This window comes from Streptomyces sp. NPDC056734 (genome assembly GCF_042790455.1).
Lineage (GTDB): Bacteria > Actinomycetota > Actinomycetes > Streptomycetales > Streptomycetaceae > Streptomyces.
The window spans coordinates 62,690-84,497 of record NZ_JBHTZD010000028.1 but is presented as its reverse complement, the minus strand read 5'-3'; the positions used below and the strand labels follow the sequence as shown (position 1 = coordinate 84,497).

30 protein-coding genes and 1 pseudogene are annotated in these 21,808 nt (G+C 71.6%); 17 read left to right on the top strand and 14 right to left on the bottom strand.

All coding sequences use genetic code 11. The features are described from left to right. The first annotated feature begins 109 nt into the window (after positions 1-109). Positions 110-538, top strand: coding sequence for an STAS domain-containing protein (locus tag ACFRFC_RS32760; RefSeq protein WP_382691561.1), 429 nt, complete (start codon positions 110-112; stop codon positions 536-538). Positions 539-657: 119 nt separating this feature from the next. Here ACFRFC_RS32760 and ACFRFC_RS32755 read toward each other — a convergent pair whose 3' ends face one another. The 5 genes from ACFRFC_RS32755 to ACFRFC_RS32735 form a co-directional block, all read right to left on the bottom strand. After that, a complete protein-coding gene (locus ACFRFC_RS32755) occupies positions 658-1,080 on the bottom strand; it encodes a CBS domain-containing protein (RefSeq protein WP_382691563.1) in 423 nt (140 codons plus the stop codon). 237 nt (positions 1,081-1,317) lie between these two features. Further along, positions 1,318-2,346, bottom strand: coding sequence for an iron-containing redox enzyme family protein (locus ACFRFC_RS32750; protein WP_382691565.1), 1,029 nt, complete (start codon positions 2,344-2,346; stop codon positions 1,318-1,320). Positions 2,347-2,355: 9 nt separating this feature from the next. Continuing rightward, positions 2,356-2,571 carry a CDGSH iron-sulfur domain-containing protein gene (locus ACFRFC_RS32745; RefSeq protein ID WP_382691567.1) on the bottom strand — a complete coding sequence of 72 codons (216 nt, stop codon included), beginning with the start codon at positions 2,569-2,571 and terminating at the stop codon, positions 2,356-2,358. After that, positions 2,555-3,247, bottom strand: coding sequence for a HemK2/MTQ2 family protein methyltransferase (locus tag ACFRFC_RS32740; RefSeq protein WP_382691722.1), 693 nt, complete (start codon positions 3,245-3,247; stop codon positions 2,555-2,557). The genes ACFRFC_RS32745 and ACFRFC_RS32740 overlap by 17 nt, the downstream gene beginning before the upstream one ends. A gap of 284 nt (positions 3,248-3,531) precedes the next feature. Continuing rightward, positions 3,532-3,708: a hypothetical protein gene (locus tag ACFRFC_RS32735; protein ID WP_382691568.1), complete on the bottom strand. Its 177-nt coding sequence runs from the start codon at positions 3,706-3,708 to the stop codon at positions 3,532-3,534. Positions 3,709-4,028: 320 nt separating this feature from the next. Between ACFRFC_RS32735 and ACFRFC_RS32730 the strand changes: the two genes are divergently transcribed. The 10 genes from ACFRFC_RS32730 to ACFRFC_RS32685 all read left to right on the top strand — a co-directional run bounded on the left by ACFRFC_RS32730 (position 4,029) and on the right by ACFRFC_RS32685 (position 9,461). Then, positions 4,029-4,316 (top strand): gas vesicle protein, encoded by a 288-nt coding sequence (locus ACFRFC_RS32730; RefSeq protein ID WP_382691570.1) that lies wholly within the window; start codon positions 4,029-4,031, stop codon positions 4,314-4,316. A 63-nt stretch (positions 4,317-4,379) separates the two neighbouring features. Then, positions 4,380-4,847, top strand: coding sequence for a gas vesicle structural protein GvpA (locus ACFRFC_RS32725; protein WP_382691572.1), 468 nt, complete (start codon positions 4,380-4,382; stop codon positions 4,845-4,847). Continuing rightward, positions 4,844-5,596, top strand: coding sequence for a GvpL/GvpF family gas vesicle protein (locus ACFRFC_RS32720; protein ID WP_382691574.1), 753 nt, complete (start codon positions 4,844-4,846; stop codon positions 5,594-5,596). Before ACFRFC_RS32725 ends, ACFRFC_RS32720 begins: the two co-directional genes overlap by 4 nt. 10 nt (positions 5,597-5,606) lie before the next feature. Beyond that, entirely contained in the window at positions 5,607-5,849 is a 243-nt protein-coding gene (locus tag ACFRFC_RS32715; protein WP_382691576.1) for a gas vesicle protein GvpG, read from the top strand. A 17-nt stretch (positions 5,850-5,866) separates the two neighbouring features. Continuing rightward, positions 5,867-6,550 (top strand): DNA primase, encoded by a 684-nt coding sequence (locus ACFRFC_RS32710; protein ID WP_382691578.1) that lies wholly within the window; start codon positions 5,867-5,869, stop codon positions 6,548-6,550. Further along, positions 6,547-7,713 carry an SRPBCC family protein gene (locus ACFRFC_RS32705; RefSeq protein ID WP_382691580.1) on the top strand — a complete coding sequence of 389 codons (1,167 nt, stop codon included), beginning with the start codon at positions 6,547-6,549 and terminating at the stop codon, positions 7,711-7,713. Before ACFRFC_RS32710 ends, ACFRFC_RS32705 begins: the two co-directional genes overlap by 4 nt. A 5-nt stretch (positions 7,714-7,718) precedes the next feature. Then, positions 7,719-8,177 (top strand): gas vesicle protein, encoded by a 459-nt coding sequence (locus ACFRFC_RS32700; protein ID WP_382691723.1) that lies wholly within the window; start codon positions 7,719-7,721, stop codon positions 8,175-8,177. Further along, the gene (locus ACFRFC_RS32695) at positions 8,174-9,001 is read left to right on the top strand and encodes a GvpL/GvpF family gas vesicle protein (protein WP_382691582.1); all 828 of its coding nucleotides are present in this window, start codon (positions 8,174-8,176) and stop codon (positions 8,999-9,001) included. Before ACFRFC_RS32700 ends, ACFRFC_RS32695 begins: the two co-directional genes overlap by 4 nt. Next, positions 8,998-9,183: a gas vesicle protein gene (locus tag ACFRFC_RS32690; RefSeq protein ID WP_382691584.1), complete on the top strand. Its 186-nt coding sequence runs from the start codon at positions 8,998-9,000 to the stop codon at positions 9,181-9,183. The genes ACFRFC_RS32695 and ACFRFC_RS32690 overlap by 4 nt, the downstream gene beginning before the upstream one ends. After that, positions 9,180-9,461, top strand: a complete 282-nt coding sequence (locus ACFRFC_RS32685; RefSeq protein WP_382691586.1) for a gas vesicle protein K — start codon at positions 9,180-9,182, stop codon at positions 9,459-9,461. The genes ACFRFC_RS32690 and ACFRFC_RS32685 overlap by 4 nt, the downstream gene beginning before the upstream one ends. Positions 9,462-9,500: 39 nt before the next feature. Here ACFRFC_RS32685 and ACFRFC_RS32680 read toward each other — a convergent pair whose 3' ends face one another. Further along, the gene (locus tag ACFRFC_RS32680) at positions 9,501-10,460 is read right to left on the bottom strand and encodes a helix-turn-helix transcriptional regulator (RefSeq protein WP_382691588.1); all 960 of its coding nucleotides are present in this window, start codon (positions 10,458-10,460) and stop codon (positions 9,501-9,503) included. Between the two features lie 132 nt (positions 10,461-10,592). Between ACFRFC_RS32680 and ACFRFC_RS32675 the strand changes: the two genes are divergently transcribed. After that, positions 10,593-10,979, top strand: a complete 387-nt coding sequence (locus ACFRFC_RS32675; protein ID WP_382691590.1) for an ANTAR domain-containing protein — start codon at positions 10,593-10,595, stop codon at positions 10,977-10,979. Positions 10,980-11,003: 24 nt separating this feature from the next. Here the strand turns inward: ACFRFC_RS32675 and ACFRFC_RS32670 are convergent, their stop codons facing one another. From ACFRFC_RS32670 to ACFRFC_RS32660, 3 genes are all read right to left on the bottom strand, one after another. Next, complete coding sequence (locus ACFRFC_RS32670) at positions 11,004-11,294, bottom strand: hypothetical protein (RefSeq protein WP_382691592.1); 291 nt, start codon at positions 11,292-11,294, stop codon at positions 11,004-11,006. 47 nt (positions 11,295-11,341) lie between these two features. After that, entirely contained in the window at positions 11,342-11,668 is a 327-nt protein-coding gene (locus tag ACFRFC_RS32665; protein WP_382691594.1) for a plasmid stabilization protein, read from the bottom strand. 64 nt (positions 11,669-11,732) lie between these two features. Continuing rightward, positions 11,733-12,230, bottom strand: coding sequence for a DUF6328 family protein (locus ACFRFC_RS32660; RefSeq protein ID WP_382691596.1), 498 nt, complete (start codon positions 12,228-12,230; stop codon positions 11,733-11,735). A gap of 198 nt (positions 12,231-12,428) precedes the next feature. Here ACFRFC_RS32660 and ACFRFC_RS32655 point away from each other — a divergent pair, with 198 nt between their 5' ends. Further along, the gene (locus ACFRFC_RS32655) at positions 12,429-12,974 is read left to right on the top strand and encodes a type 1 glutamine amidotransferase domain-containing protein (RefSeq protein ID WP_382691598.1); all 546 of its coding nucleotides are present in this window, start codon (positions 12,429-12,431) and stop codon (positions 12,972-12,974) included. 400 nt (positions 12,975-13,374) lie between these two features. Here the strand turns inward: ACFRFC_RS32655 and ACFRFC_RS32650 are convergent, their stop codons facing one another. The 3 genes and pseudogenes from ACFRFC_RS32650 to ACFRFC_RS32640 form a co-directional block, all read right to left on the bottom strand. Next, positions 13,375-14,775, bottom strand: a complete 1,401-nt coding sequence (locus ACFRFC_RS32650; RefSeq protein WP_382691600.1) for a cytochrome P450 — start codon at positions 14,773-14,775, stop codon at positions 13,375-13,377. Between the two features lie 93 nt (positions 14,776-14,868). Further along, positions 14,869-15,816: a cation diffusion facilitator family transporter gene (locus ACFRFC_RS32645; protein ID WP_382691602.1), complete on the bottom strand. Its 948-nt coding sequence runs from the start codon at positions 15,814-15,816 to the stop codon at positions 14,869-14,871. Between the two features lie 333 nt (positions 15,817-16,149). Further along, positions 16,150-16,714: pseudogene (locus tag ACFRFC_RS32640) on the bottom strand (hemerythrin domain-containing protein). A 662-nt stretch (positions 16,715-17,376) separates the two neighbouring features. On the opposite strand from ACFRFC_RS32640, the gene ACFRFC_RS32635 reads away from it, so the two are divergent. Beyond that, positions 17,377-18,639 carry a cation:proton antiporter gene (locus tag ACFRFC_RS32635; RefSeq protein WP_382691604.1) on the top strand — a complete coding sequence of 421 codons (1,263 nt, stop codon included), beginning with the start codon at positions 17,377-17,379 and terminating at the stop codon, positions 18,637-18,639. A 53-nt stretch (positions 18,640-18,692) separates the two neighbouring features. Here the strand turns inward: ACFRFC_RS32635 and ACFRFC_RS32630 are convergent, their stop codons facing one another. After that, on the bottom strand, positions 18,693-19,166 hold the full coding sequence (locus ACFRFC_RS32630) for an SRPBCC family protein (RefSeq protein ID WP_382691606.1): 474 nt from the start codon (positions 19,164-19,166) through the stop codon (positions 18,693-18,695). A gap of 308 nt (positions 19,167-19,474) precedes the next feature. Here ACFRFC_RS32630 and ACFRFC_RS32625 point away from each other — a divergent pair, with 308 nt between their 5' ends. From ACFRFC_RS32625 to ACFRFC_RS32615, 3 genes are all read left to right on the top strand, one after another. Further along, positions 19,475-19,630 (top strand): hypothetical protein, encoded by a 156-nt coding sequence (locus tag ACFRFC_RS32625; RefSeq protein WP_382691608.1) that lies wholly within the window; start codon positions 19,475-19,477, stop codon positions 19,628-19,630. Positions 19,631-20,020: 390 nt separating this feature from the next. Further along, the gene (locus tag ACFRFC_RS32620; RefSeq protein ID WP_382691610.1) at positions 20,021-20,284 is read left to right on the top strand and encodes a GlsB/YeaQ/YmgE family stress response membrane protein; all 264 of its coding nucleotides are present in this window, start codon (positions 20,021-20,023) and stop codon (positions 20,282-20,284) included. Between the two features lie 290 nt (positions 20,285-20,574). Next, complete coding sequence (locus tag ACFRFC_RS32615; RefSeq protein WP_382691612.1) at positions 20,575-21,021, top strand: hypothetical protein; 447 nt, start codon at positions 20,575-20,577, stop codon at positions 21,019-21,021. Positions 21,022-21,048: 27 nt separating this feature from the next. Here the strand turns inward: ACFRFC_RS32615 and ACFRFC_RS32610 are convergent, their stop codons facing one another. Continuing rightward, entirely contained in the window at positions 21,049-21,498 is a 450-nt protein-coding gene (locus ACFRFC_RS32610) for an Asp23/Gls24 family envelope stress response protein (protein WP_382691724.1), read from the bottom strand. Between the last annotated feature and the right edge of the window lie 310 nt (positions 21,499-21,808).

Sequence of the window (21,808 nt, the reverse complement as noted above, 5' to 3'; positions counted from 1 at the left end):
ATTCCGGTATCTCTTGACGCATCAAGGGGTGTCGGACAGGTTCAACGGGGTACTCCGTCCGCTCGATGATTCCCGCCCCCACGGTTCCACGGTCCAGGGAGAGGCAGCCATGCCCGATCCAATCCGTACGGTCCCCCCGGGGAGCGGTGACAGTGCCTCCCCCCGGACTGCCGATGTCCGTGCCGGACAGTGGGGCCGCTCCGGACAGGTCCGCATCCGCCGTGAACGGGACCGGGTCCTTGTCGGGATCGGCGGCGAACTCTGTCTCGACGACACCGCCATGCTCGACCGCGCGCTCCGGTCCGCGCTGGCCGAGCCCGTTCCCCGAGTGGAACTGGACCTCGCCGCACTGACCTTCTGGGACTGCTCCGTGCTCAACGTGCTGCTGGCGGCGCGACACCGCGCGCTCGCGAAGGGACAGTCCGTCGCGGTCACCGCCGCCGGACCGGCGGCCCGCCGTCTGCTCGCCCTCACCGGGACCGGCCCCCTCTTCTCCGCCCCGCCGTGCGAGCCATCGGATTCCTTCCCGTCGCCGTGACAGCGCCCGGTGCCGCCGCGGTGAGGCAGCGGCAGGCGGCCGGGGCCGCACCGCCGGATTCGGCGGCACGCCCCTCGCCGTGTCGTCGGCCATCACGTCGCCGGCGTCGCGCGGTCGCCTCAGCCGTTCGGCCCGGCCGCGCTGACCTGGGCCAGGACCGACGTCTCGTCCCGTTCGACGGCCAGATCTCCCAGCGACACGATGCCGACCGGCCGGTCCCCGTCAACCACGACTGGCAGACGCCGTACGGCATGCGCGCGCATCAGCTCGATCGCCCGGTCCAGAGAGTCGTCCGGGGTGACGGTGACCACGCTCTCGCCGCACGCCTCGATCACGGTGGTCCGCTCCGGGTCCGCCCCGTCGGCGAACACCCGCACGACCAGATCCCGGTCACTGACCAGGGACCGCAGCCGGCCGTCCTCCGTGACCAGCACAGCCCCGATGTCCCGGTCCCGCATCAGCCGGGCCACGGCACCCACCGAGGCCACCGGCTCCACGGTCACCAGATCGCTGGTCATGATGTCCTTCACGTGCTGAGCCATGACAGTTCCACTCCTTGTCCCATGCCGACGGGACGTCCTTCGGGTCACCGGAGGACGTCCGCCCCCGTGGAGGTCGCGTCGGGTCGTGGTCGATGTCGGGTCGTTCGGGTTGTCGGCCGTTCTCCTTGTCAGATCGTCCCGACGGGCCGGCGGGTACCCCGGCCGCAGGCACCTCACCCTCCCGCCCGCCGGTCGATCTCGCCGGCCATCGTCAGCTCACCCCATCCCTGTCCCACCTCACTCCGTCCGTTCCCCTTCGGACCGCAGGGCCGTGTCTCCGCCCCGCCAGGCGTTCAGCAGCCGGGACGCGAGCCGGGTCTCCAGGTGGGTCGTCGTACGAACGCCGAAGACCACGTCGGCGGCGAGTCCGGGTTCGTGCTCCAGGAGGCCGGCGACGACGTCGTGGCGTACGACCTGTTCGTGTACGGCGTCGGCCTCGACGTGCTCGGTGTAGAAGCGGACCGCGTCGGGACCGGCGCCTGTGCGGCGCAGGGCCCCGGCCAGTCGGCGGGAGACGGGTGAGGAAGTGATCTCGACGGCGGCGAAGTGGCCGATGAGCGCAGCGCGAAGGGAGCGGTGCAGGCCGAACAGGGACATCAGGTTGACCACGGCCAGCGCTTCGGCCAGCGCCGCGTCCACGTAGTGCCCGTACGCCGTCTCCAGGCCCAGGTCCGCCATGAGGGCGGCGTACAGGTCGGCGTGGATGTTCTCCGGGCGGCCGGCGCCGAACTCGTCGTACTCCACGGCGACCATGGCGGCCTTGGCCCGCCCCCACAGCCTGGGGATCACCCAGGCATGCGGGTCGGCCTCCTTCAGGTGGTAGAGGGAGCGGACGGCCGCGTACTCCCTGAGCTGGTCCGCGGTGCCCTCGTCGCGCAGGAAGTGGGAGACGCCGGTGCCGTCGTCACCGACCGGTTCGGTCTGGAGCGCGTCCAGGGCCTGTTCGGCCGTGTCGGTGGACTGGACCGGGACGTCGGCGCGCAGGGCGGCGAGGAATCGGTCCTCGATCGCGGCGCGCAGGGTGAGCAGGGCGCCGTCCCATTCGAGGCGGTCCGGTACGTCTTCGAAGCCCTGGTAGTGGACTTCGTAGAGGAGGTACAGGGCGAGCTGGAGGTCGTCGCCGTAGGCCGGGCAGTGTCCAGGGGGTGGCGGTGGTGGGCCGGGCGGGGGGTGTCCGGCGCGCAGCGCGGCCGTCACGGCGGCGGACAGCGGCCCGCGTGGCTCGGGCAGCGGGGGTGGGCGCAGGCGCGGGTGGGTGGTGGTCATGGGCGCCGCTCACTCCTGTCGGCGGTCGCGGTGCCGGTGGCTGGTGTCGCACCAGGGTGGTGTCCGGGTGCGGCGGCAGGTGCACAGCGCGACCGTGAAGCGTTCCGAGACCGTCACGCGGCCGTCGTCGTCCACCACTTCGACGGGTCCCTCCACGAGCAGCGGACCATCGCGCTGGACGCGGATCCGGCGGGGGCGTTGCGGGCGTTCAGATGTGTGCGGCACGGATCACCACCAGTTCCTCCGTCAGGGGTGTGCGGTCGGTCGTCAGGCCCCGCTCGCGCAGCCAGGCCAGCCGGGAGCGCAGGACGCGGCCGAAGGGCAGCTCGGCCCGGTCGGCGATCTCCGCGCGCAGGCCATTGCCAGCGAGCCGGGCCAGGGTCCGGTCGGTGCCGTTCAGGTGCGACTGCACGAGCAGCAGCGCCCCGGTCGGCCGCAGGAGCCCCGGGGCCGCGTCGCAGACGCGGTCGAGCAGCAGCCGTCCGTCGGCTCCGGCGTCCCAGGCCCGTGCAGGGCCACGCGCCGGGGCAGGGCCCGGGGAGGGGACGTACGGCGGGTTGCTCACCACCAGGTCGAAGCGGTGGCCCGGTACGGCGGCGGCCAGATCGCCGTGCCGGACGCGTATGTTCCTGCGGTTCAGCGCGGCGTTGCAGCGGGCGGTGAACACGGCCCGCCGGGAGATGTCCACCGCGGTGACGCGGGCGCCGAGCAGGGCGGCCTCCAGCGCCAGTATCCCTGTCCCGGTGCAGAGGTCCAGGACTTCCGCGCCGTTCACGATGCCCTCGCGACGCAGGGTGCGGCGCAGCAGGTGGGTGTCGGTCTGAGGGCGGTACACACCGCTCGGTGTCCAGCAGCGGAGGCGGGGAGTGCGGGCGACCGACGCGGAGGGCCCGGTGGACATGGAGGGCCCGGTGGACATGGAGGGTCCGGTGGACTCGGACGGCCCGGCGGGCTCAAGCCCGGCGGACTCGGCGGCCACGGCTGACTCGGTGAACTCAGTAGACATCGTGGGTCCCGTCGATGAGGGTCAGCCGAAGCACGGGCGTGCCGGGTGCCCCATTCGTCCAGAAGGAAACCTCCGGAGCGTGGCCGGTCGTAGTCGTAGTGGTGGGAGGAACGGACCGGTGGCTTCGTACCGCGGCCGGTCCGCGCCGTGCATCCGCTGCATCCGCTCTCAGCACCCCGTCAGTCCGTGCCCCGCACGATATGGCGGTCGTCGCCCCGGGGTGGGCGTCCGGCCTCGCCGTCGAGGACCGCGCGCCGGCAGGTGCGTATCGGTCGCCCCCGCAGCCGGCGGGACCTGGCCCAGCCGGTCTCGTGAAGGGTCGTGAAGAAGGTCTTCCGTTCGCTGCGCGCAGTCACCGCTGCTCATCTTCCTTCCGCGGGGGAAACGTGCGACGGGATGGGGTCTCCCGCCTCCGTTGCGGGTTGCCGTCCTTCGGGTGGGGGAAACGTGCCCGGCGTCCCGGCACTGTGCTCGTGGAGGTTTGACCGCCCGCCAGCGGGCCACTCGGGTCCCCGTGGCCGCACGGCGAAGCAGCGGTGACGATCCGCGATCGCCGACCACACACAGTTCTCACCTCGGGAACACCACCACCGAGGGCGCGCGGGCCACCCGCCATGCGAAGCAACGGCCACACGTCCGCCCTCAAGGGAATCCCTACAAGACCGAGGAAGCCACGATGACCGACGACGACCGGCCGCCCCCCGCACGGGTGCTGCGCCAGGCTCGTGACGAGCTGGGCGGCCTGACCGGGCTGGAGGCGGAGACCGTCTCCTCCTTCGAACGGACGGACGACGGCTGGTCCCTGGAGATCGAGGTCCTCGAACTCGCCAAGATCCCGGACACGATGAGCCTGATGGCGAGCTACCGCGTCGACCTCGATCCCGAGGGCCGGCTCACCGCCTACCGGCGCGTACGGCGCTACGAACGGGGCCGGTCGGATCCACAACCGCAGCCGGGCCGCTGAGCGTGGGCCGACACCCCACAACGCTCCCGGCGCCACCCTCGGCAAGGAGGAGGACAGAACGACATGACCGTTGTCCCGGCACAGCAGCAGTCCGGCCAAGGAGGAGGCAGCCTCTACGACGTGCTGGAGCTCGTCCTCGACAGGGGACTCGTGATCGACGCGTTCATACGCGTCTCCCTGGTCGGCATCGAAATCCTGAAGATCGACGTACGGGTCGTCGTGGCCAGCGTCGACACGTATCTGCGTTTCGCCGAGGCGTGCAACCGCCTCGATCTGGAGGCCGGACCGCACAAGAACCCCGGTCTGCCCGACCTGGTCGGTGAGGTCACGGAGTCCGGTGCGCGCGGCAAGTCCAAGGGCGCGCTGACCGGCGCCGTGGAGACCGTCACCGACGCCTTCCGCCAGGGCCGCGACGACGACTCCTCGCGCGAGCAGGAGCAGGAGCGCGAACCCGAGCGGGAACGTGAGCCCCGGCAGCGCCCGCGCAAGGCGACGGCCACCCGCCGCAGGGAACGGGAGGACGAGTCATGAGTACCTACGTCTACGGCATCACCGCCCGCTCCCATCCCGCCCTTCCCGAGGGACTGGGAGGCGTCGGTGATCCGCCGCGCCCGGTGCGCGCGCTGACCGAGGGCGACCTCACGGCGGTCGTCAGCGACGCCCCGGAGGGGCTGCGCCCCAAGCGACGTGACCTGCTCGCCCACCAGAGCGTGCTGGGCGAGACCGGCGCGGCCGGCTGTGTGCTTCCCATGCGGTTCGGGAGCGTGGCCCCCGACGACTCCACGGTCGTCGAGGTGCTGGCCGAACGGGCGGATCACTTCGCCGAACGGCTCGACGCCCTCGACGGCAGGACGGAGATCAACGTCAAGGCCACCCACGTCGAGGACGCCGTCCTGCACCGGGTGCTGGCGGACAGCCCCGAACTGCGCGCCCTGGCCGAGGCCGGACGGCAGCATGGCGGCGGCAGCCAGGAACAGCGGCTCCAGCTCGGCGAGATGATCGCCACCGCCATAAGGGCGCAGGAGGCCCAGGACCAGGCGGTGCTGCTGGAGACCCTCGCGCCCAGGGCCGCGGCGACCAGCTCGGGCCCCGCTTCGACGGGCTGGCTGGCCAATCTGTCCTTCCTGGTCGACCGGGACACGACGGCGGACTTCCTCACCGCCGTGGACGAGCTGCGCCAGGCCGCCCCGCACCTCGAACTGAGCGTCAACGGACCGCTCCCGCCGTACAGCTTCGTCGAACCCGGCCCGGCCGGGCCCGCGCCCGGCGCCGACACCTAGGAGGCAGGCCATGGGACTGATCTCGGAAGTGCTCCTCCTGCCGCTGGCCCCGGTGCGCGGCAGCGGCTGGGCCATCCAGCAGGTGGTACGGGAAGCCGAGCGCATCTACTACGACCCGGCGGCGATCCACGCCGAACTGGCCCGTCTGGAGCAGTCGCTGGAGGAGGGAGCCCTCAGCGAGGAGGAGTTCGACCGGCTGGAGGACGAACTCCTCGACCGGCTGGAGGCGGCCACCGACCGAGCACACCACTAGGACGACGGGACACCACGATGAACCGCATGATGATGGGCCTCGCACTGGGGGCCGGATACTTCCTGGGACGCACCAAGAAACTGAAGCTGGCGATCGGGGTCGGCACCCTGGTGGCCGGCAAGCGGCTGAATCTGACCCCGGGTGCCGTCATGGACCTGGTCTCGCAGCAGCTGAAGGACAATCCGCAGCTCAAGCAGCTCGGCGACGAACTGCGCACGGACCTGGGCGGGGTCGGCAAGGCCGCCTCGGGCGCGCTGGTCGAACGTCAGCTGGGCGCGCTCGCCGACCAGCTGCACGGCCGTACCGCCGGTGTCCGCGACCGGCTCGCCACCACCGTGGGAGATGCGGACGAACCGGACGACACCGAAGACACCGAGGAGACGGAGGGGGCGGAGGGGGCGGAGGGGGCGGAGGAGCAGACAGGAGAGGGGGAGGAGGCGGAAGAGACCGAGGGCGCGAAGGGGCGCCAGGGGCCCGAAGGGCGCTCCGACGGCGCGAAGCGGACCCGGCGGAACGCGGACGCCCCGGCACGGCAGGGCAGTACCGCCCGCAAGGCGCCGGCGAAGAAGCCCGCCGCCAAGACCGCCTCCCGTACGACGCCCGGGGGCAAGTCAGCCGCCAAGAGGACGGCCGGGGCCCGGAACCAGGCCGCCGGTACCGGCTCGCGCGCGGCGGAACGGAAGGGAGGCGGTGAGCGATGACACCGAATACCGTGTCCGCTGCCACGAAGACCGCGAAGTCGACCGCGAAGTCGACCACGGAGACCGTCGGCCGGGCCGCGCCCGGTGCCGGCCCGCTCGCCGGGGTGGCCCACAGCGAGGCCGCCGACCGGCTGAAGGAGGAGGCACGCGCCTACCTCACGGCGCAGGCCGAGCGGCTGCTCATGGGAGCCGGCCGGAAACTCGGCGAGACCTCCGGCAAGCTCAATGACATCGCGGAGGGCAACAGCCCCGGATTCGTCAGGATCGCGGGTGACGCCGGCCGCAAGCTCGCCGAGGGCAAGGGGCCGCTGCGCTCCGCCCTGGAGGTGGGCGCGTCGCAGGCCAAGGAGAACGTGATGGGTGCGCTCAAGAACCTGGGGGGCGGCAAGGGCAAACGCAAGGGCGGTGCGGGCCGCAAGCCCACCGTCATCATCGAGCAGGTGGACGTCGGCGTGCCGCTGCGCACGGCCTACGACCAGTGGACGCAGTACCAGGACTTCAGCACCTTCGCCAAGGGCGTCAAGAGCGCGAGCCGCGCGGACGACGTCCAGTCGGACTGGCAGCTGAAGGTCCTCTGGTCCAGCCGCGCCTGGAAAGCGAAGACCACCGAGCAGATACCGGACGACCGGATCGTGTGGACGTCGGAGGGCGCCAAGGGCACCACGAAGGGCGTCGTCTCCTTCCACCGGCTCACGGACAGCCTCACGCGCGTACTGCTGGTCATCGAGTACTACCCCTCCGGATTCTTCGAGAAGACCGGCAACATCTGGCGCGCCCAGGGCCGCCGCGCCCGGCTCGACCTCAAGAACTACGTGCGCTTCATCACTCTCAAGGGCGAGGTGCCGGACGGCTGGCGGGGCGAGATCAGCGACGGAGAGGTGGTCGTCTCCCACGAGGACGCGCTCGCCGAGGAGGAAGAGGAAGAGGACGGCGAGTACGAGGAGGAGGACGGCACCGGCGCCGAGGGGCGCGACCGGGCGCAAGACGACGAGGACGGCTATGAGGACGGCTACAAGGACGAGGACCAGGAGGCGTACGAGGACAGCGAGGACTCCGAAGCGGGGGATTCCGAAGCGGCCGAGGACGATGAGGGCGACGCGGACGGCGGCTACGCCGACGAGGCGTACGACGACGAGGACGCCCGGAGCGGGAGCCGACGGTGACCACCATGTCGAGCCGGGTGCCGGAACCCTACGGACGCGACGGCGGGGCCAACCTCGCCGACATCCTCGAACGCGTGCTGGACAAGGGGATCGTCATCGCCGGTGACATCCGGATCAACCTGCTCGACATCGAACTGCTCACCATCAAGCTCCGCCTGATCGTCGCCTCCGTCGACAAGGCCAAGGAGATGGGCATCGACTGGTGGGAGGACGATCCGGCCCTCTCCACCCGCGCCCGCCGCGACGAACTCTCCAGGGAGAACGCCGAACTGCGGGAGCGTCTGGCCCGGCTGGAAGAGCGGGAAGAACGGGAAGAGCTGGAAGCGGGCCACGGCACCGAGGTCACCCGGCGCGCGCCCGCCCGGGATGAGGCCGCCCGACGCGAGCCCGTTCGACGCGAGTCCACCCGGGGCGAGTCCACCCGGGGCGAGCGTCCCCGGCGTTCCCGGAGGGAGGAACGATGACCGCGTTGCGATACGTCTACGCCGTCTGCCGGCCCTTCGGCACCGCACTGCCCCCCGCCCTCACGGGCGTCGCGGGCGACCGGCCCCGGGTCATGGAGGGCGGGGGTCTGGTCGCGGTGGTCGGGGAGGTGCCCGAGCAGGACTTCGCCGAGGCACCGCTCCGCTCCCATCTGGAGGATCTCGACTGGCTCTCCGGCACCGCGCGGGGCCACGAACGGGTCATCGAGGCGCTGACCGCCGTCACCACCCCGCTGCCGATGCGCCTGGCCACCGTGTTCCGCGACGACGAGGGCGTCCGGCTGATGCTCACGGCCCGGGACGCGCACTTCCGGGACGTACTGGACCGGCTCGACGGCCGGGTCGAATGGGGCGTCAAGGTCTACGCCGAACCGGCGTCCGAGCCCGAGCCCGCCACCAGCGCCGTGCCGGAGTCCCGGCCCGCTTCCGGCCGTGACTATCTGCGCCTGCGGCGGCAGGCCGTCCGGTCGCACGAGGACTTTCTGGAACGGGCGGAGCGCTTCGCGTCCCGGCTGCACACCGCGCTCGCCGCCACCGCGGAGGATTCCCGGCTCCATGTCACCCAGAGCGGCGCCCTGTCCACCGGCCCGGGACCGAACGTCCTCAACGCCGCCTATCTGCTGCCCCGCTCGGACTCCCGCGAGTTCATGCGCGTACTGGACGACGTGCGGGCGACGGAGACACATGTACGTGTCCAGCTCACCGGCCCGTGGGCGGGCTACTCCTTCGTCGGGGACCAGCCCGCCGAAGAACTCATGGAAGACGGAGAAGAAGGCGCTGACAGGGAAGGGAAGCCGGGCCGATGACCACCCTTGAACGCCGTGAGATCGCCCTCGTGGACCTCCTCGACCGGCTGCTCGCCGGCGGTGTGGTCATCTCGGGGGACATCACCCTGCGGATCGCGGACGTGGATCTCGTCCGTATCGATCTCAAGGCCCTCATCAGCTCCGTCCGCCGGGAGCTGCCCGCGCCCTGGGAGTCGTCATGACCCGTCGCCGCCCGCTCGATCTCGACCCGGACACCGTCGAGCGCGACCTGGTGAAACTCGTCCTCACCGTCGTCGAGCTGCTGCGCCAGCTCATGGAACGGCAGGCACTGCGCCGGGTCGACGAGGGCGACCTCGACGAGGACCAGGAGGAACGCATCGGGCTCACCCTGATGCTGCTGGAGGAGCGGATGGCGGAACTGCGCGAGCGCTACGGGCTGCGCCCCGAGGATCTCAACCTCGATCTCGGCCCACTCGGTCCGCTGCTCCCCCGGGACTGACCGGTCTCTTCCCGGGCCGCCCTCCTGGGGCGGGGCAGGTCAGCGGTCGTGGAGCGTCCGGTGCGGTGCCCGTCCGTAGGCGGCGCGGTACACGGACGCGAAGCGGCCCGGATGGTGGAAGCCCCAGCGAGCCGCGATACCGGTGACGGTGAAGCCGTCGCCGGGGTCCGCCGCGGCCAGGTCTCGGTGGGCGTGGGCCAGCCGTACCCGGCGGACATGGGCGAGCGGGGTGGTGTCGAGATGACGCCGGAAGGCGTACTGGAGGGCTCGCACGGTGACATGGGCCGCCGCGGCGATCTCGGCCACGGTCACCGGCTGGTCGGCGTGGTCGTCGATGAAAGCGAGGGCCCGCCGCAGGGTCGCCGGGTGCGCGTCCCGGCGGTCGGCGCCGGTCGCCTGGGTGCGGGCGGTGTGCGGGAAGGTGGCCAGCACCCGGGCCGCGAGGTGCTGCGCGGCGGTCGACGCCACCAGCGGCTGGTCCGCGATCGCCGGGTCGCCCAGCACATGGTCGCGGAAATAGACGATCGTCCGGCTCAGCTGCCGGGCGGCCCAGGCCGAGTGCGGCCGGTGCCCGGTGAGCCGTACCGGCGATCCGTCATGGCCTCCGGCCGCGTCGGCGACCTGGGCCAGCAGGGCGGGCTCGAGCATGGTGATGTTGTAGCGGGCATGGCTGATGCGCCCGGCGTACGGCAGGTCCGGCGGGGCGAACAGGACGACGTCCCCGGGGCCGAAGTCGTCCTCGACACCCTGGAAGGTGTGGTCGCGCACGGTGCCCTCGTGGACGACGCACAGGCAGATCCTGCCGAGCGGGTTCACCGCGTAGCTCATCTCGAAGGACAGGTCGAGTTCGTCGACGCTCACCGGGGCGATGGCGGCCCGCTCGACCCGCAGCCTGCTGGAGCCGGGCGTGCCGCTGCCTATGCTCATCCTGGCGTAGGCACGGCTGAGGAAGTCCTCGGTCGCCGCCAGGTCGTCGCTGTCGAAGCTCAGGCTGTCCATGGGGCCAGTGTCCCCGGGCCGCGGGGTCCCTGGTCCCGTCCGCGTGAGCGCATTTCGTTTTCTGTACCGCGCGAGGCCGGGAGGTTCGCCTGGTGGCTGGTCTCGGAGCGGGCCGGAAGCGAGCCTCAGGGCATGACCGGAGACGACGGCGGGCTGGACGAGGCCGCGGAGCAGGTCGGGGCACTGGCGGAGGAAGTGGCGCAGCTGCGCCGGGCCGTGGACGCGCACGCTCTGGTCGACCAGGCGATCGGGGTGGTCATCGCCGTCGGTAACCTCCGCCCCGAGCATGGCTGGACGGTCCTCAAGCACATCTCGCAGCACACCAATCTCAAGGTGCGTGAGGTGGCCGACGCACTGGTGCGCTGGCCCTCCGGCGAGCAGTTGCCCGAAGCCGTGCGGAGTGCCCTGGCCCACGCGCTGGAACATGTCCGCGACCTCCACCGGGAGCCCGCGCGCGGGGTTCCCGATCCCCGCACCACCTCCGCCGAAGCACAGCCCCCGGGGCGGTGTCGCCCTTGACCTGTACGGACGCGGCGGGATCGGTCAGTCGGTCGGTTCATCCGGTTCGGGGTGTTCGGGGTGGACGGTGCCGTTCGCGGCACGACCTCGGGGACCCGAGCCGGCCTCGTCGGTGTCCGGCACCTGTCCGGCCCGTTCATCCCGTCCTTCCGGCTCGTCCGGTACCGGGACGGACAGGGGGTCGTTCTCGTGGTCGCCGGTGGCCTGCTGGTCCTGGGGGTCGCGGGGTACGGGCTTGTCGGCGGACGCGCGCCGGCGCCGTTCCTCGTCCGTCCCGTCGTGCGTCCGGTCGGTCCGGTCGTCTGCCGCATTCACTGGCGTAAGCCCTCCTCGTCGTCGTACGCGCTCGCCGCCCTCCGGGCTCAGCGGTCGAGCGCCCGCTTCAGCTGGGCCTTGTTCATGGTCGAACGGCCCTCGACGCCGCGCCTGCGGGCCTCCTCGTAGAGCTGGTCCCTCGTCGGGCCCCGGGCCCCTCGGTGGGAGCGCCGGCCGCCTTGTTCGGACGCCGACCTCGGGTCGCGCAGCGAGACCTTGCTCGCGGTGCGGGACTCGCCGGATCGCGCTCGCTCCTTGTTGACGGTGCGGGCCGCGATCTCCGTGGCCCGGCGCGGTGACTCCCCGCGCTCCTCGGCGGACTCCCTGATGTGCTCGTACTGACGTTCCCGCTTGGGGCTGGCTCCGCGGGGCATGACGCCACCTCCCGCTGCTGTTGGCTGCCGGGCCGGTCATGTCGGCGAGTGCCCCGGCTGCCGCTCATGACACCTGCGGATCGCCGCGTTCCCGTGCCCACAGGGGCAGGGCGAGCCAGCACAGGAGGAAGCAGAGCACGGCGGGGACGACGAGCCAGAGGGCGAGGGTGTCGTGCAGGACGACCCGCAGGATGAGCAGGAGGGCGGAGCTCAGGGTGCCCAGCAGCAGGACCAGGCCGATCACGGTGAGCCGGGCGGCCCACCGGACGGTCCGCGGCTTGACGCGGCGGCCGGTGAGCATCCTGTGCAGGGCCACCGGGCCGATCAGGGCGCCGGTGGCGCCCGCGCCCAGGAAGACGGTGATCAGGTAGATGACCCGGTCCGTCTGGGGCAGCTCGGCGAAGCGGGGCTGGAACACGACGGCCAGCAGGAAGCCGAAGAGGATCTGCACGCCGGTGAGGGCGACCCGCACCTCCTGGAGGAGGTCGTTCCACTGCCGGTCCGCCCGTTCCTCCTCGGTCTCCTCGCGCCCGCGTCCGAGGCCCTCGTCGTCCGGTGTCACGCCGGTCCTCCCTCTCTGCCGCCCGCGCCCCGGTGCCTCCGGTGTCCCGGGCGCGCTGCGGGTGCCCCGGGGCGGCAGGGCCAAACCCGCCGGCGACACGCGGGCCGGTCGGAGACCGCGCGATGGTTCGCCGCCGTGCGGGTACCCGGCGAGCACGGTGAAGACCGCGACGGAAATCGGGAAAGGACGTGAACGGACATGAGGATCGCCTTTCTGGTGGCCCCCGAGGGCACCGAGCAGGTGGAACTGACCGAGCCCTGGCAGGCCGTGCTCGACGGCGGTGACACCCCGTCACTGGTCTCCACGGAAAGTGGACACATACAAGCGTTCGATCATCTCGACCGGGCGGACACCTTCCCGGTCGACGAGGTCGTGGGACGGACTGCCGCGGGCGACTTCGGCGCGCTGATCCTGCCCGGGGGCGTCGCCAACCCGGACGCGCTGCGCACGGTCCCCGACGCGGTCGCCTTCGTACGGGCCTTCTTCGGGGCCGGGAAGCCCGTCGCCGCCATCTGCCACGCGCCCTGGACCCTGATCGAGGCGGATGTCGTCGACGGACGCACCCTCACCTCCTGGCCGAGTCTGCGCACGGATCTGCGCAACGCCGGGGCGACCTGGGTGGACGAGCCGGTCCAGGTCTGCGGCGACGGACCCAGCACGCTGATCACCAGCCGTAGGCCCGACGACCTCAAGGACTTCGCCGCCGCGTTCACCGTGGAGTTCGCGAAGGCGTCGGCGGTCTGACCGGAAGGGGGCGCCTCATGCCCCGTGCCCCGGCGGCGGCCACGCCGGGGAGCAGCAGGACGCCCAGCAGCACGATCCCCACGAGCAGCCGGGCCACGTAGTCGCCGATGTGGCCGGACCGGAGGCGCCGCAGGGGGCGGGTCCAGCGCGTCGCGGACCGTGCCGGGTCGCGGACCGTGCCGGGTCGCGGACCGTGCCGGGTCGCAGACCGCACGTGGGGAGAGGGCACCCGCCAGGGCCGCCGACAGCAGCCCGAGGGCGGTGCCGGCCGGGGACCAGTGCGGCGGTGTGGCGTCGGCCGGGCCGCCGACGGCGTGCAGCGTGTGTGGCGATTCACTGGCGCTGCGTGGCCAGTCACCAGGAAGGCCATCGGCCCGAAAGCGCGTCGACCCGCATGAAACTACCCGCCCCGGTGGTGCTGCTCGCTCAGCGCCACGCGCCGGTGCATGCCGGTCATGACATAGCCGTCGCGCGGCCGGGTCGGCATCCGCCGCAGCGGGATCGAGAGGTCCTGGGCGGGCAGGGTGTGCCGCAGCCGGGCGAGCCGAGGCAGGAGGGCGGTCAGCAGGGCGAGGGTGATGTCCTCGCCGGGGCAGCGGTGGCCGGTGGCCGGATCGCCGCCGCCCTGCGGTATCAGCACGTCGGGGCGGGCGGACCCGCCGGGGGCGAAACGGTCGGGGTCGAAGGCGTACGGCTCCGGCCACCACACCGGGTCGTGGTGGAGCCCGTACACGTCCAGCAGGACCAGGTCCCCTTCGCGGAGTGGCGTGTCCTGCCACTGGGTGTCCCGGGCGGCGAGGCCGCCGAGGAAGGGGACAAAGGGGTAGAACCGGCGGATCTCCTGGGCGAAGGCGCGGGCGTAGTCGTCCATGTTGTGGTCCGGGTCTTCGGCCGTCGCGTCGGCGGTGGCGTCGGCGATTCCGCCGTGGGTTTCACCGGCGAGCGGGGCGCGGTGCTGGGGCCAGCGGTGGAGGGCGTGCGCGGCGAAGGTGAGGAACCAGGCGACCGCGACAACGGGCCGCAGCACGTTCAGCAACTCGACGGCGACGGTACGAGGGTCGGGCTGACCGCTGCCGGCGTCGCAATAGGCGGCCATGGCCTGCGCCAGGGTCGCCTGGCCGGACGGGGCGCCCGCGGAGCGGAGTTCCTCGATCAGCGCGGCGAGCCGCCGCTCCTGGCGCTGCCGGGCCCGCCGGGCCCGCGTCCGGCGCGGTCCCGGCGTGGCGAAGCCGTCCACCATGGCCACCAGATCCCGCGCGTTGTCCGCCACCGCGTCCGGCGGCAGCGGGACTCCGGCCCAGCCGTACACCGCGCGGGTCAGGATCCGGGCCGTCTCGTCGAAGAGCACCACCGGCTCACGGCCGGGCCACTCGGCCTCGGCCCGCTCCCACTCCTCGCCCACCCGCTCCACGAGGGCGCCGATCCGGTCCGGGTCCGTCAGCAGCACCATGAACAGCGCCTTGCGCTCGCGATGCGGCTCCCCGTCGAGGGTGTGTACGGCGCCCCGGCCGAAGAGGGTGTCCAGGACCGGGCCGGGCAGGGCGTCCGTGCGCCGGAGGTTGCGTTCGTCGTAGAAGAACTCCACGGCGCGCCGTCCGTGCAGGGCCACCCCTCGTCGCCCGAGCACCCGCACCGGGACCGCTTCGGCTTCGGCGGCGCGACGGCGCAGGTCGGGCAGCCAGCCGTAGCCCTTGCGGAGGAGGGAGAGAGTGCCGTCGGCGAACGGGGCGGGGGCACGGGCGTGGCCGGGCGTCGGGGTGGGGATGCGGGTGGTCGTGTCGTGCGCGGGTGTTGTCCTCATCTTCCTCGTCTTCCTCGTGGTCCTCGTGGTCCTCGTGGACGGCGGGTTCCACGGACGGGGGACGTCACACGTGCCGGAGTCCCGGAGATGTCCTCAGCGCCCGGAGCGCGGGGGTGCCTCAGTGATGTCGAGGAAGACCTGGTCGGCCTGGGGCCAGCGGTCGGCCACGGCTGCCTTGATGCGTTCGGCGACCGTCTCGACCTCCTCGCTGTCCAGACCGGGGACGAGGTCGATGCGGGCGGCGACGAGCGCCGAGTCGGGGCCGAGGCGCATGGTGAGCAGCTCGGCGACATTGTCGATCTCCGGCTGCCCGTCGAGCATCCGGCGCATCGCGGCGCGCAGTTCGGGATCGATGGCGGCCCCGATGAGCTGGTCGCGGGACTCGCGGGCCAGCCGGTAGGCGACGTACACGAGCAGCAGTCCGATCGCCAGGGACGCCGCCGCCTCCCACACCGGGTTCCCGGTGACCAGGTGCAGCCCCATGCCCGCCATGGCGAGCACGACCCCGACCACCGCCGCGCTGTCCTCGGCGATGACCGTACGGTGCGCCGGGTCACTTGCCGTCCCGCCCTGGCTGCGGGCCTGGTACAGCGCCCGCGCGAGCGACGTTCCCTCGGCGAGCAGCGCGACCGCGAGGACGGCGAGCCCGACGGCGTAGCGCGACACCGAGGGGGTCGCGGTGCTGCGCAGGGCCTCGGCCGCCTGGAAGAAGGAGAAGCAGCCGCCCATGACGAAGATGCCGACGGCGGCGAGCAGCGACCAGAACCATCGTTCCTTGCCGTAGCCGAACGGATGCCTCCGGTCGGGCGGACGGCGGCTGCGGCGCAGCGCGGTGAGCAGGAAGACCTCGTTGAGACTGTCGGCCACCGAGTGCGCCGCCTCGGACAGCAGGGAGGGCGAGGAGGCGACCAGACCGCCGGCCGTCTTGGCGACGGCGATGACCAGGTTCGCGGCGAGTGCGATCACGACGGTCAGGCGGGTACGCCGGTCCGCGCGCCTACGTCGCACCCGCTCACCGGCCTTGGTGTTCTTGCCGGTCATCACTTCGACCGCCCGCACAGCAGAGCATCGGTCCGCTCGCGCATCAGCCCGTCCATCCGTCCACCCGTCCGCGTGCATCCATCCGATCCATCGGCCTGCCTCCCGCTCCGGCCCGGTTGTCGCCGCCGCCGAGGGGCAGGGAGGCAGCGTGCTCCTTGGCGGACGATGCGGCGGGCCACCTCAACCGGCCGGGCGCGTCGCACCCGCCGCGGGCGGCTGCGGGTGCGGGGCATCCAGATCGTGGCAGCGGTCTCGCAGTGGCCCCGATCGCGGCAGCGGTCTCACGGCGACCGCGACCGCGGCAGCGGTCACGCGGTGGTGGCCCTGACGGCGTCAGTCGAAGCGTCCCCGCCCCGACAGGGCGTCCCGCGCCCGGTCCACCAGGCCGACGCCGGGGGCGAGCAGTTTGTTCGCCGGGGGCTCATCGGGTACGGAGGGGTGCGGGCGGGTCGGCCCGACCCGCTTCGCGCGGCGGATCTTCTCACCCAGGGCGTCGAGCACATCGGCGGAGCAGACCGCGCGCAACCGGGGAAAGAGGTTCTCCTCCTCGTCGCGCAGGTGCGCCCGCACCTCGGCCATGAACCGCCCCACGAGCAGATCGAACTCCGTGTCGCCGGCGCCGTACCTCTCCAGCTCCTTCATGAGCCGTTCGGCGGAGGCGTGATCCTCGATCTCCCGGTCGGCCAGCGCGTCCCCGCCCTCGATGTGCTTGCGCACGGCCGGATAGAGATACGCCTCCTCGGCCACCGAGTGCCGGACGAGTTCGATGGTGGCCTGATCGGCGTACACCTTGCGCTCCCCCCGTACCGGGCGGCAGTGCCTCGATACCCGTGAAGTACTGCTCGACCTCCCGGTGATCGGTGACCAGCTCGTCGATCACATTCCCGCCGTGCCCCATGGCTCTTGCCCTTCCGTAGTCCCGTTTCGTCCGTTCGTTACCCCTGCGCTCCCGAGTGCCCGCCAAGCGTGAACCCACACGGGTGGGAGTGGAACGGCCGAAAGGGGAAACTCGGTTCACAGGCCGGTGTCAGGCGGCGATCCCCTGGGGGCCTGTCCGGCCAGGCTTCTCTGGTTCAGCCCATGTGCCGGAGGAGCCGCCCGAAAGGGTCGCAAGGGCCGCAAGATACGGGTCCGTGTCCTGGGGAATCGGCTGCGAAGCCGATTTTCCAGGACCGTCTCCCGGCGGGCGGCGGAGCACCGGACGGGCTTGCACTGAAATCACCTGTGCCATCTCCGCTGATGAGCGGCCATCACCACGCATGTCCGGGGTCGGGTCACCACGCATGTCCGGGGTCGGGTCACCATGCATGTCCCGGGTCCGGTCACAGCGCATGTCGGGAATCCGGTGCTCCGTCGGCCGGATTTTCCGCTGCCCGGACGGTTCTCTCGCCATTCAGTTCGCCGCGCCGAATTCTCCCCGTCAGCACCGGGGCACCGACACGCGCGACACGGTCACAGCCGATCACCGCTCACCGACCAGACTCGCAGGGAGCCCCATGCCGGGCAGGTCCGGCTGCGGGACGGGAAGCCGCCTCCAGGTCCATCGAAAGGGCCCGCACAGTGACCACGTCCGACCTGGTCTACACCGCTCTCGGCCTGGGGGCACTGGCTGCGGCGGTCCTGCCCCGGCTCGTGGAGCGGCGCCCGCTGTCGATGCCTATGGTCTTCCTGGCCGTCGGCGCTCTCGTCGCGCTCAGCCCGTTGCCCCTACCCGAGGTGGACCCGGTGGCGGACCGCGTCCCGGTCGAACACCTCACCGAGATCTGTGTCATCGTCTCGCTCATGGGCGCCGGCCTCGCCATCGACCGCCCTTTCGGCCTGCGTTCCTGGGCCGGGCCCTGGCGGCTGATCGGCGTCACCATGCCCTTGACGGTCGCGGTGACCGCCGCGCTCGCCTGGGTCCTGCTGGACTGGCCCATCGCCGCCGCCCTGCTCGTCGGGGCGCTGCTCGCGCCGACCGATCCCGTCCTCGCCGCCGAGGTGCGGGTGGGTGAGCCGACCGGCGACGAGGACGACGAGGACGAGGTCCGCTTCACCCTCACCGCCGAGGCAGGACTCAACGACGGACTGGCCTTCCCCTTCGTCCTCGCGGCCGTCGCACTCGCCGCGGCGGGCGGGTGGTCCCCGGTGGACTGGGGACGCTGGCTCGGCATCGACGTCGTCGCCAAGGCGGTCATCGGGGTCGCCGTCGGACTGGCCCTGGGGCGTCTGCTGGGCTGGGTGTTCTTCCGGACGGGCGCCTCCTCGCTGCGGCTCTCCGAGCACAGGGAGGGCTTTGTCGCCCTCGCCGCCACCTTCCTCGCCTACGGGGTCACCGAACTCGCCCACGGCTACGGCTTCCTCGCCGTCTTCGTCACCGCCTGCACGGTACGGTCCGCCGAACGCGGCCACGGCTATCACACGGTGCTGCACGAGTTCACCGAGCAGATCGAACGACTCCTCACCGCCGCCCTGCTCTTTCTTCTCGGCGGCTACCTCGTCACCAGCGGCCTGTCCACCCTCACCTGGCCCGAGGCACTCCTCGCCGCTCTGCTCATCCTGGTGATCCGCCCGCTCACCGGCTGGATCGCCCAGCTCGGCTTCGTCACCGGCCCCCGGGAGCGATGGATCACCGCGGCGTTCGGGCTGCGGGGCATCGGCTCACTCTTCTATCTCGCCTACGCGCTCGGCCAGGACGAGTTCGGTGTACCGCCGGAGCGGCTCTGGGCCCTCACCGCCACGGCCGTGGCGCTCTCCGTGCTCGTGCACGGGGCGACCGCGGCCCCCCTCATCCGCCGCCTCGACCGCCTGCGTGAGAAACGGCCGGCCCATGAGCCGCCGTGACCACGGGACAGGGAGGGCGTTCGGAGAGGGCATTGAGGGGACCGAGCCGGAGCTCAGAGGACGGAGCCGGGGTCACCGGGCCGGATCCGGCCCCGCCAGCCACCGGCGTCCCCGCCGCTCTCCACGTACTCCTTGAAGCGCCGCAGATCACCCTTCACCCGTCGGTCGATCATGCCGAGCGCGTCCGCTCCCTTCTCCGCCATCCCGGACGGCTCGACGTCCATGGTGAGTTCGACCCGGGTGTGGGTGTCGTCCAGCCGCTCGAACCGTACGGACCCACGCTGCCGGGAGTCGCCGTCGACCGTCCGCCAGGTGATCCTTTCGTCCGGCAGCTGATCGACGATCTCGGTGTCGAACTCACGCCGCACACCGCCGATTCGGGTCGTCCAGTGGTTGTGCCGGTCATCGAGCTGCGTGACCTCCTCGACGCCCTCCATGAACTTCGGGAACGTCTCGAACTGGGTCCACTGGTCGTAGACCATGCGCAGCGGAACGTCCACCTCGACCGTCTTGCTCACCGTGCTCATCAGTGCCTCCTCGGTTGCCCGCTTGCCCGGTTGCCCCGTCGCCCGGGGCCCGGGGCCCGGGTTCTGCGGGGCCTCTCCGTGCATCGAGTGGTCGCAAAACCCGGAGCGAAACATTTCGTCCGGTACGGGTCCGGTACGGGTCCGGTACGGCCGGAGAAACCGGAGGCGAAACAGCGGGGGCGAGCAGCGGGCTGAGCACCGGAGCCGTGGCGGAGAACCACCCGGCCCGAACGGACATTTGTGCCGGCGTCGAAATGGGTGAACTCTGGAGGCGGGCCCTTCCGGCCCCGCACCGACTGGAGTCAACCATGATCATCGTCGGAATCATTCTCCTGATCATCGGCCTGGTGGCCGGAATCGGCATTCTGTGGACCATCGGCATCGTTCTGGTCGGGATCGGTGTGGTGCTGTGGGCGCTGGGAGCGCTGGGACATGCCGTGGGCGGGCGGCGCCACTACTGGTAGCCGACCGGCCCGCCCCGGTGATCGTCCCCGAACCGGACCCGGCCCTTACCCGACTCCTTCGCCAAGGTGTCCCACGTCGTGCCCCAGCACGACATGACCGAGGCCCTGAGGACCTGAGGATCTGCCGTGCGGTGACGCTCCCGATGACGTCGTGACAGGACACGGCCTGCACCCGGACCTCCTTCGAGATCGCCCGAGTCCGGACCGGCGGGGAACAACCGGCCACGGCTCCTTGCCCGACGGAGTTGCCCGTACCGACCACCTCGCTCGACCGGCCCGGACCGGAGCCATCTCGGCACACCCTGCCCCTCAACTCCACGGCGGCGGTGACTGGTCCATCTCCGAAGGGGTAGTCGCACGACATCAACAGGGAGGGAGGGCACAACGCCCATGGAGATCTCAGGCATCATCAGCGCCATCGTCATCGGCACCGTCATCGGGGTCCTCGGCCGACTGGTCGTACCGGGCCGCCAGCGCATCGGGATACTGTGGACCATCCTGGTCGGCATCGCCGCCGCGCTCATCGGCACGGCCCTCGCCAGCGGCCTGGACGTCTCCGACACGGACGGCGTCGACTGGGTCGAGTGGCTCATCCAGATCGGCCTCGCGGCCGTCGGAGTCAGCGCCCTCAGCCGGATGCGGCTCGGACGCTGACCGACTCTCCGTCGGACCGGCCCACCCCACACGTGGCGTGTCGGGTGGGTCGGGGGCGCTCCACCGGGGTACCCGTAGCGGGTCAACAGGGCGGACCGGACCGGGTACCCGTGGCGAGTCGGCAGACGGACCGAATCCGGCGAGCGCGGGTTCCGTCCATGGCCGTCGGCTGCCGAGCGCGGCTCGCGCCGACGCCTTGGTGCCGCGCCCCGGCCGCACCGCACACCGCACACCGCACAGCGGATCTGGCCCTCCGTCCCGCCCGGCTCACCACGCCCCAGGAGAAGACCATGAACGGCAAACCCGCCGAGAGGGAGCCGAGTCAACCGTCACACCGCCGCCCCGATGGCCTCAGCGACGCCACGGTGAGAGCATTGGGAACCCTTTCCGAAGCTCTGGAAACCACGGAACGGGCCCGGGGCAGCCTCTACGCCTTCCATCAGCTGACCGGCGGCGCGGACCTGAAACTGGACCAGGCGCTGGAACAACTGCGCGCCGCGGGCCATCACGCCCAGGCCGACCTGCTCGCACACGAGATCGTCGGACGGAACGTCATCCCCGGCCAGTGGACGTTCCAGATCATCGAGGCGTACAACGCCCACTACTACCGGCCGTTCATCGCCGTCGAGGCCCGAATCCGCGAGGAACTGGCCCAGGGACGCCGGCACCTCCACGAGGCAGACCTGAAGCAGGCCCGGCGTACCCACGGACACCCTGCCCACACGCCCCGGCCCTGACCGGCCGGCGCGCGTTCGGCCGTCCGCTCACTGGACGCGGCCCCTCTCCTGTTCCCCCGGGCCGGTGTCGTCGTCCTCGGGCGTGTGGACGTCGAAGACATTGATATTGATCTCGACCACTTCCAGGCCGGTCATGGTCTCCACCGCGTCGGTGACATGGGTGCGGACGTCGTGGGACAGGTCGTGGATGGGAATGCCGTACTCCACGGCGATCTCGACGTCGATCGCGGTCTGCTTCTGGCCCACTTCGACCTTCACAGCGCGGTCGGCGGTGGACGATCCCGGCATCTTGCCCGTGACGGCGCCAAGGGCCTTTGACGCTCCGCGTCCCACCGAGTACACCCCGTCGGTTTCGCGGATCGCGATACCGGCAATTGTGGACACGACTCCGTCCGCGATGGTCGTTTTGCCACGGGGACCACCGTTCTCCTCCCGCTTTCCGTCTGTCACCGTTTTCTCACTCTGAGATATGGTCATTTCTGCCTCACAGAGATCGGAGCAATGCGGCTCGCGCGCAAGCCCTTCACCCACTGTGCTCTTGTCCGTCCCCTTCCGCCATCAGTGGGCGGATACCGGAATCAGTATCCGGCCCGGTGAGGCCAGGCGGTCTACCGGATAGCGCAGAGTGTTTCGCAAGTCCGGTCAGGCGCAAAACATCTGGCGGTAATTCAGGTCCTGGTGATTCCGGCGAGCAACCCTGGCGACCCTTTCCAGCGCGATGACGGGTTCCGGTCCGGGCGCTTCACACGGTGACGGTCACCGACCGTGGCTCTTCGTACCCGCCCGG

Excerpts from the sequence above, each read along its gene's own strand:
- ACFRFC_RS32680 (WP_382691588.1), bottom strand. The coding sequence starts at position 10,460 with ATGGACAGCCTGAGCTTCGACAGCGACGACCTGGCGGCGACCGAGGAC.
- ACFRFC_RS32730 (WP_382691570.1), top strand. The coding sequence starts at position 4,029 with ATGACCGACGACGACCGGCCGCCCCCCGCACGGGTGCTGCGCCAGGCT.
- ACFRFC_RS32710 (WP_382691578.1), top strand. The coding sequence starts at position 5,867 with ATGAACCGCATGATGATGGGCCTCGCACTGGGGGCCGGATACTTCCTG.
- ACFRFC_RS32700 (WP_382691723.1), top strand. The coding sequence starts at position 7,719 with ATGTCGAGCCGGGTGCCGGAACCCTACGGACGCGACGGCGGGGCCAAC.
- ACFRFC_RS32615 (WP_382691612.1), top strand. The coding sequence starts at position 20,575 with ATGAACGGCAAACCCGCCGAGAGGGAGCCGAGTCAACCGTCACACCGC.
- ACFRFC_RS32630 (WP_382691606.1), bottom strand. The coding sequence starts at position 19,166 with ATGAGCACGGTGAGCAAGACGGTCGAGGTGGACGTTCCGCTGCGCATG.
- ACFRFC_RS32695 (WP_382691582.1), top strand. The coding sequence starts at position 8,174 with ATGACCGCGTTGCGATACGTCTACGCCGTCTGCCGGCCCTTCGGCACC.
- ACFRFC_RS32755 (WP_382691563.1), bottom strand. The coding sequence starts at position 1,080 with ATGGCTCAGCACGTGAAGGACATCATGACCAGCGATCTGGTGACCGTG.
- ACFRFC_RS32720 (WP_382691574.1), top strand. The coding sequence starts at position 4,844 with ATGAGTACCTACGTCTACGGCATCACCGCCCGCTCCCATCCCGCCCTT.
- ACFRFC_RS32690 (WP_382691584.1), top strand. The coding sequence starts at position 8,998 with ATGACCACCCTTGAACGCCGTGAGATCGCCCTCGTGGACCTCCTCGAC.
- ACFRFC_RS32650 (WP_382691600.1), bottom strand. The coding sequence starts at position 14,775 with ATGAGGACAACACCCGCGCACGACACGACCACCCGCATCCCCACCCCG.
- ACFRFC_RS32665 (WP_382691594.1), bottom strand. The coding sequence starts at position 11,668 with ATGCCCCGCGGAGCCAGCCCCAAGCGGGAACGTCAGTACGAGCACATC.
- ACFRFC_RS32740 (WP_382691722.1), bottom strand. The coding sequence starts at position 3,247 with ATGTCCACCGGGCCCTCCGCGTCGGTCGCCCGCACTCCCCGCCTCCGC.
- ACFRFC_RS32675 (WP_382691590.1), top strand. The coding sequence starts at position 10,593 with ATGACCGGAGACGACGGCGGGCTGGACGAGGCCGCGGAGCAGGTCGGG.
- ACFRFC_RS32725 (WP_382691572.1), top strand. The coding sequence starts at position 4,380 with ATGACCGTTGTCCCGGCACAGCAGCAGTCCGGCCAAGGAGGAGGCAGC.
- ACFRFC_RS32620 (WP_382691610.1), top strand. The coding sequence starts at position 20,021 with ATGGAGATCTCAGGCATCATCAGCGCCATCGTCATCGGCACCGTCATC.
- ACFRFC_RS32610 (WP_382691724.1), bottom strand. The coding sequence starts at position 21,498 with ATGACCATATCTCAGAGTGAGAAAACGGTGACAGACGGAAAGCGGGAG.
- ACFRFC_RS32750 (WP_382691565.1), bottom strand. The coding sequence starts at position 2,346 with ATGACCACCACCCACCCGCGCCTGCGCCCACCCCCGCTGCCCGAGCCA.
- ACFRFC_RS32645 (WP_382691602.1), bottom strand. The coding sequence starts at position 15,816 with ATGACCGGCAAGAACACCAAGGCCGGTGAGCGGGTGCGACGTAGGCGC.
- ACFRFC_RS32760 (WP_382691561.1), top strand. The coding sequence starts at position 110 with ATGCCCGATCCAATCCGTACGGTCCCCCCGGGGAGCGGTGACAGTGCC.
- ACFRFC_RS32625 (WP_382691608.1), top strand. The coding sequence starts at position 19,475 with ATGATCATCGTCGGAATCATTCTCCTGATCATCGGCCTGGTGGCCGGA.
- ACFRFC_RS32705 (WP_382691580.1), top strand. The coding sequence starts at position 6,547 with ATGACACCGAATACCGTGTCCGCTGCCACGAAGACCGCGAAGTCGACC.
- ACFRFC_RS32655 (WP_382691598.1), top strand. The coding sequence starts at position 12,429 with ATGAGGATCGCCTTTCTGGTGGCCCCCGAGGGCACCGAGCAGGTGGAA.
- ACFRFC_RS32685 (WP_382691586.1), top strand. The coding sequence starts at position 9,180 with ATGACCCGTCGCCGCCCGCTCGATCTCGACCCGGACACCGTCGAGCGC.
- ACFRFC_RS32715 (WP_382691576.1), top strand. The coding sequence starts at position 5,607 with ATGGGACTGATCTCGGAAGTGCTCCTCCTGCCGCTGGCCCCGGTGCGC.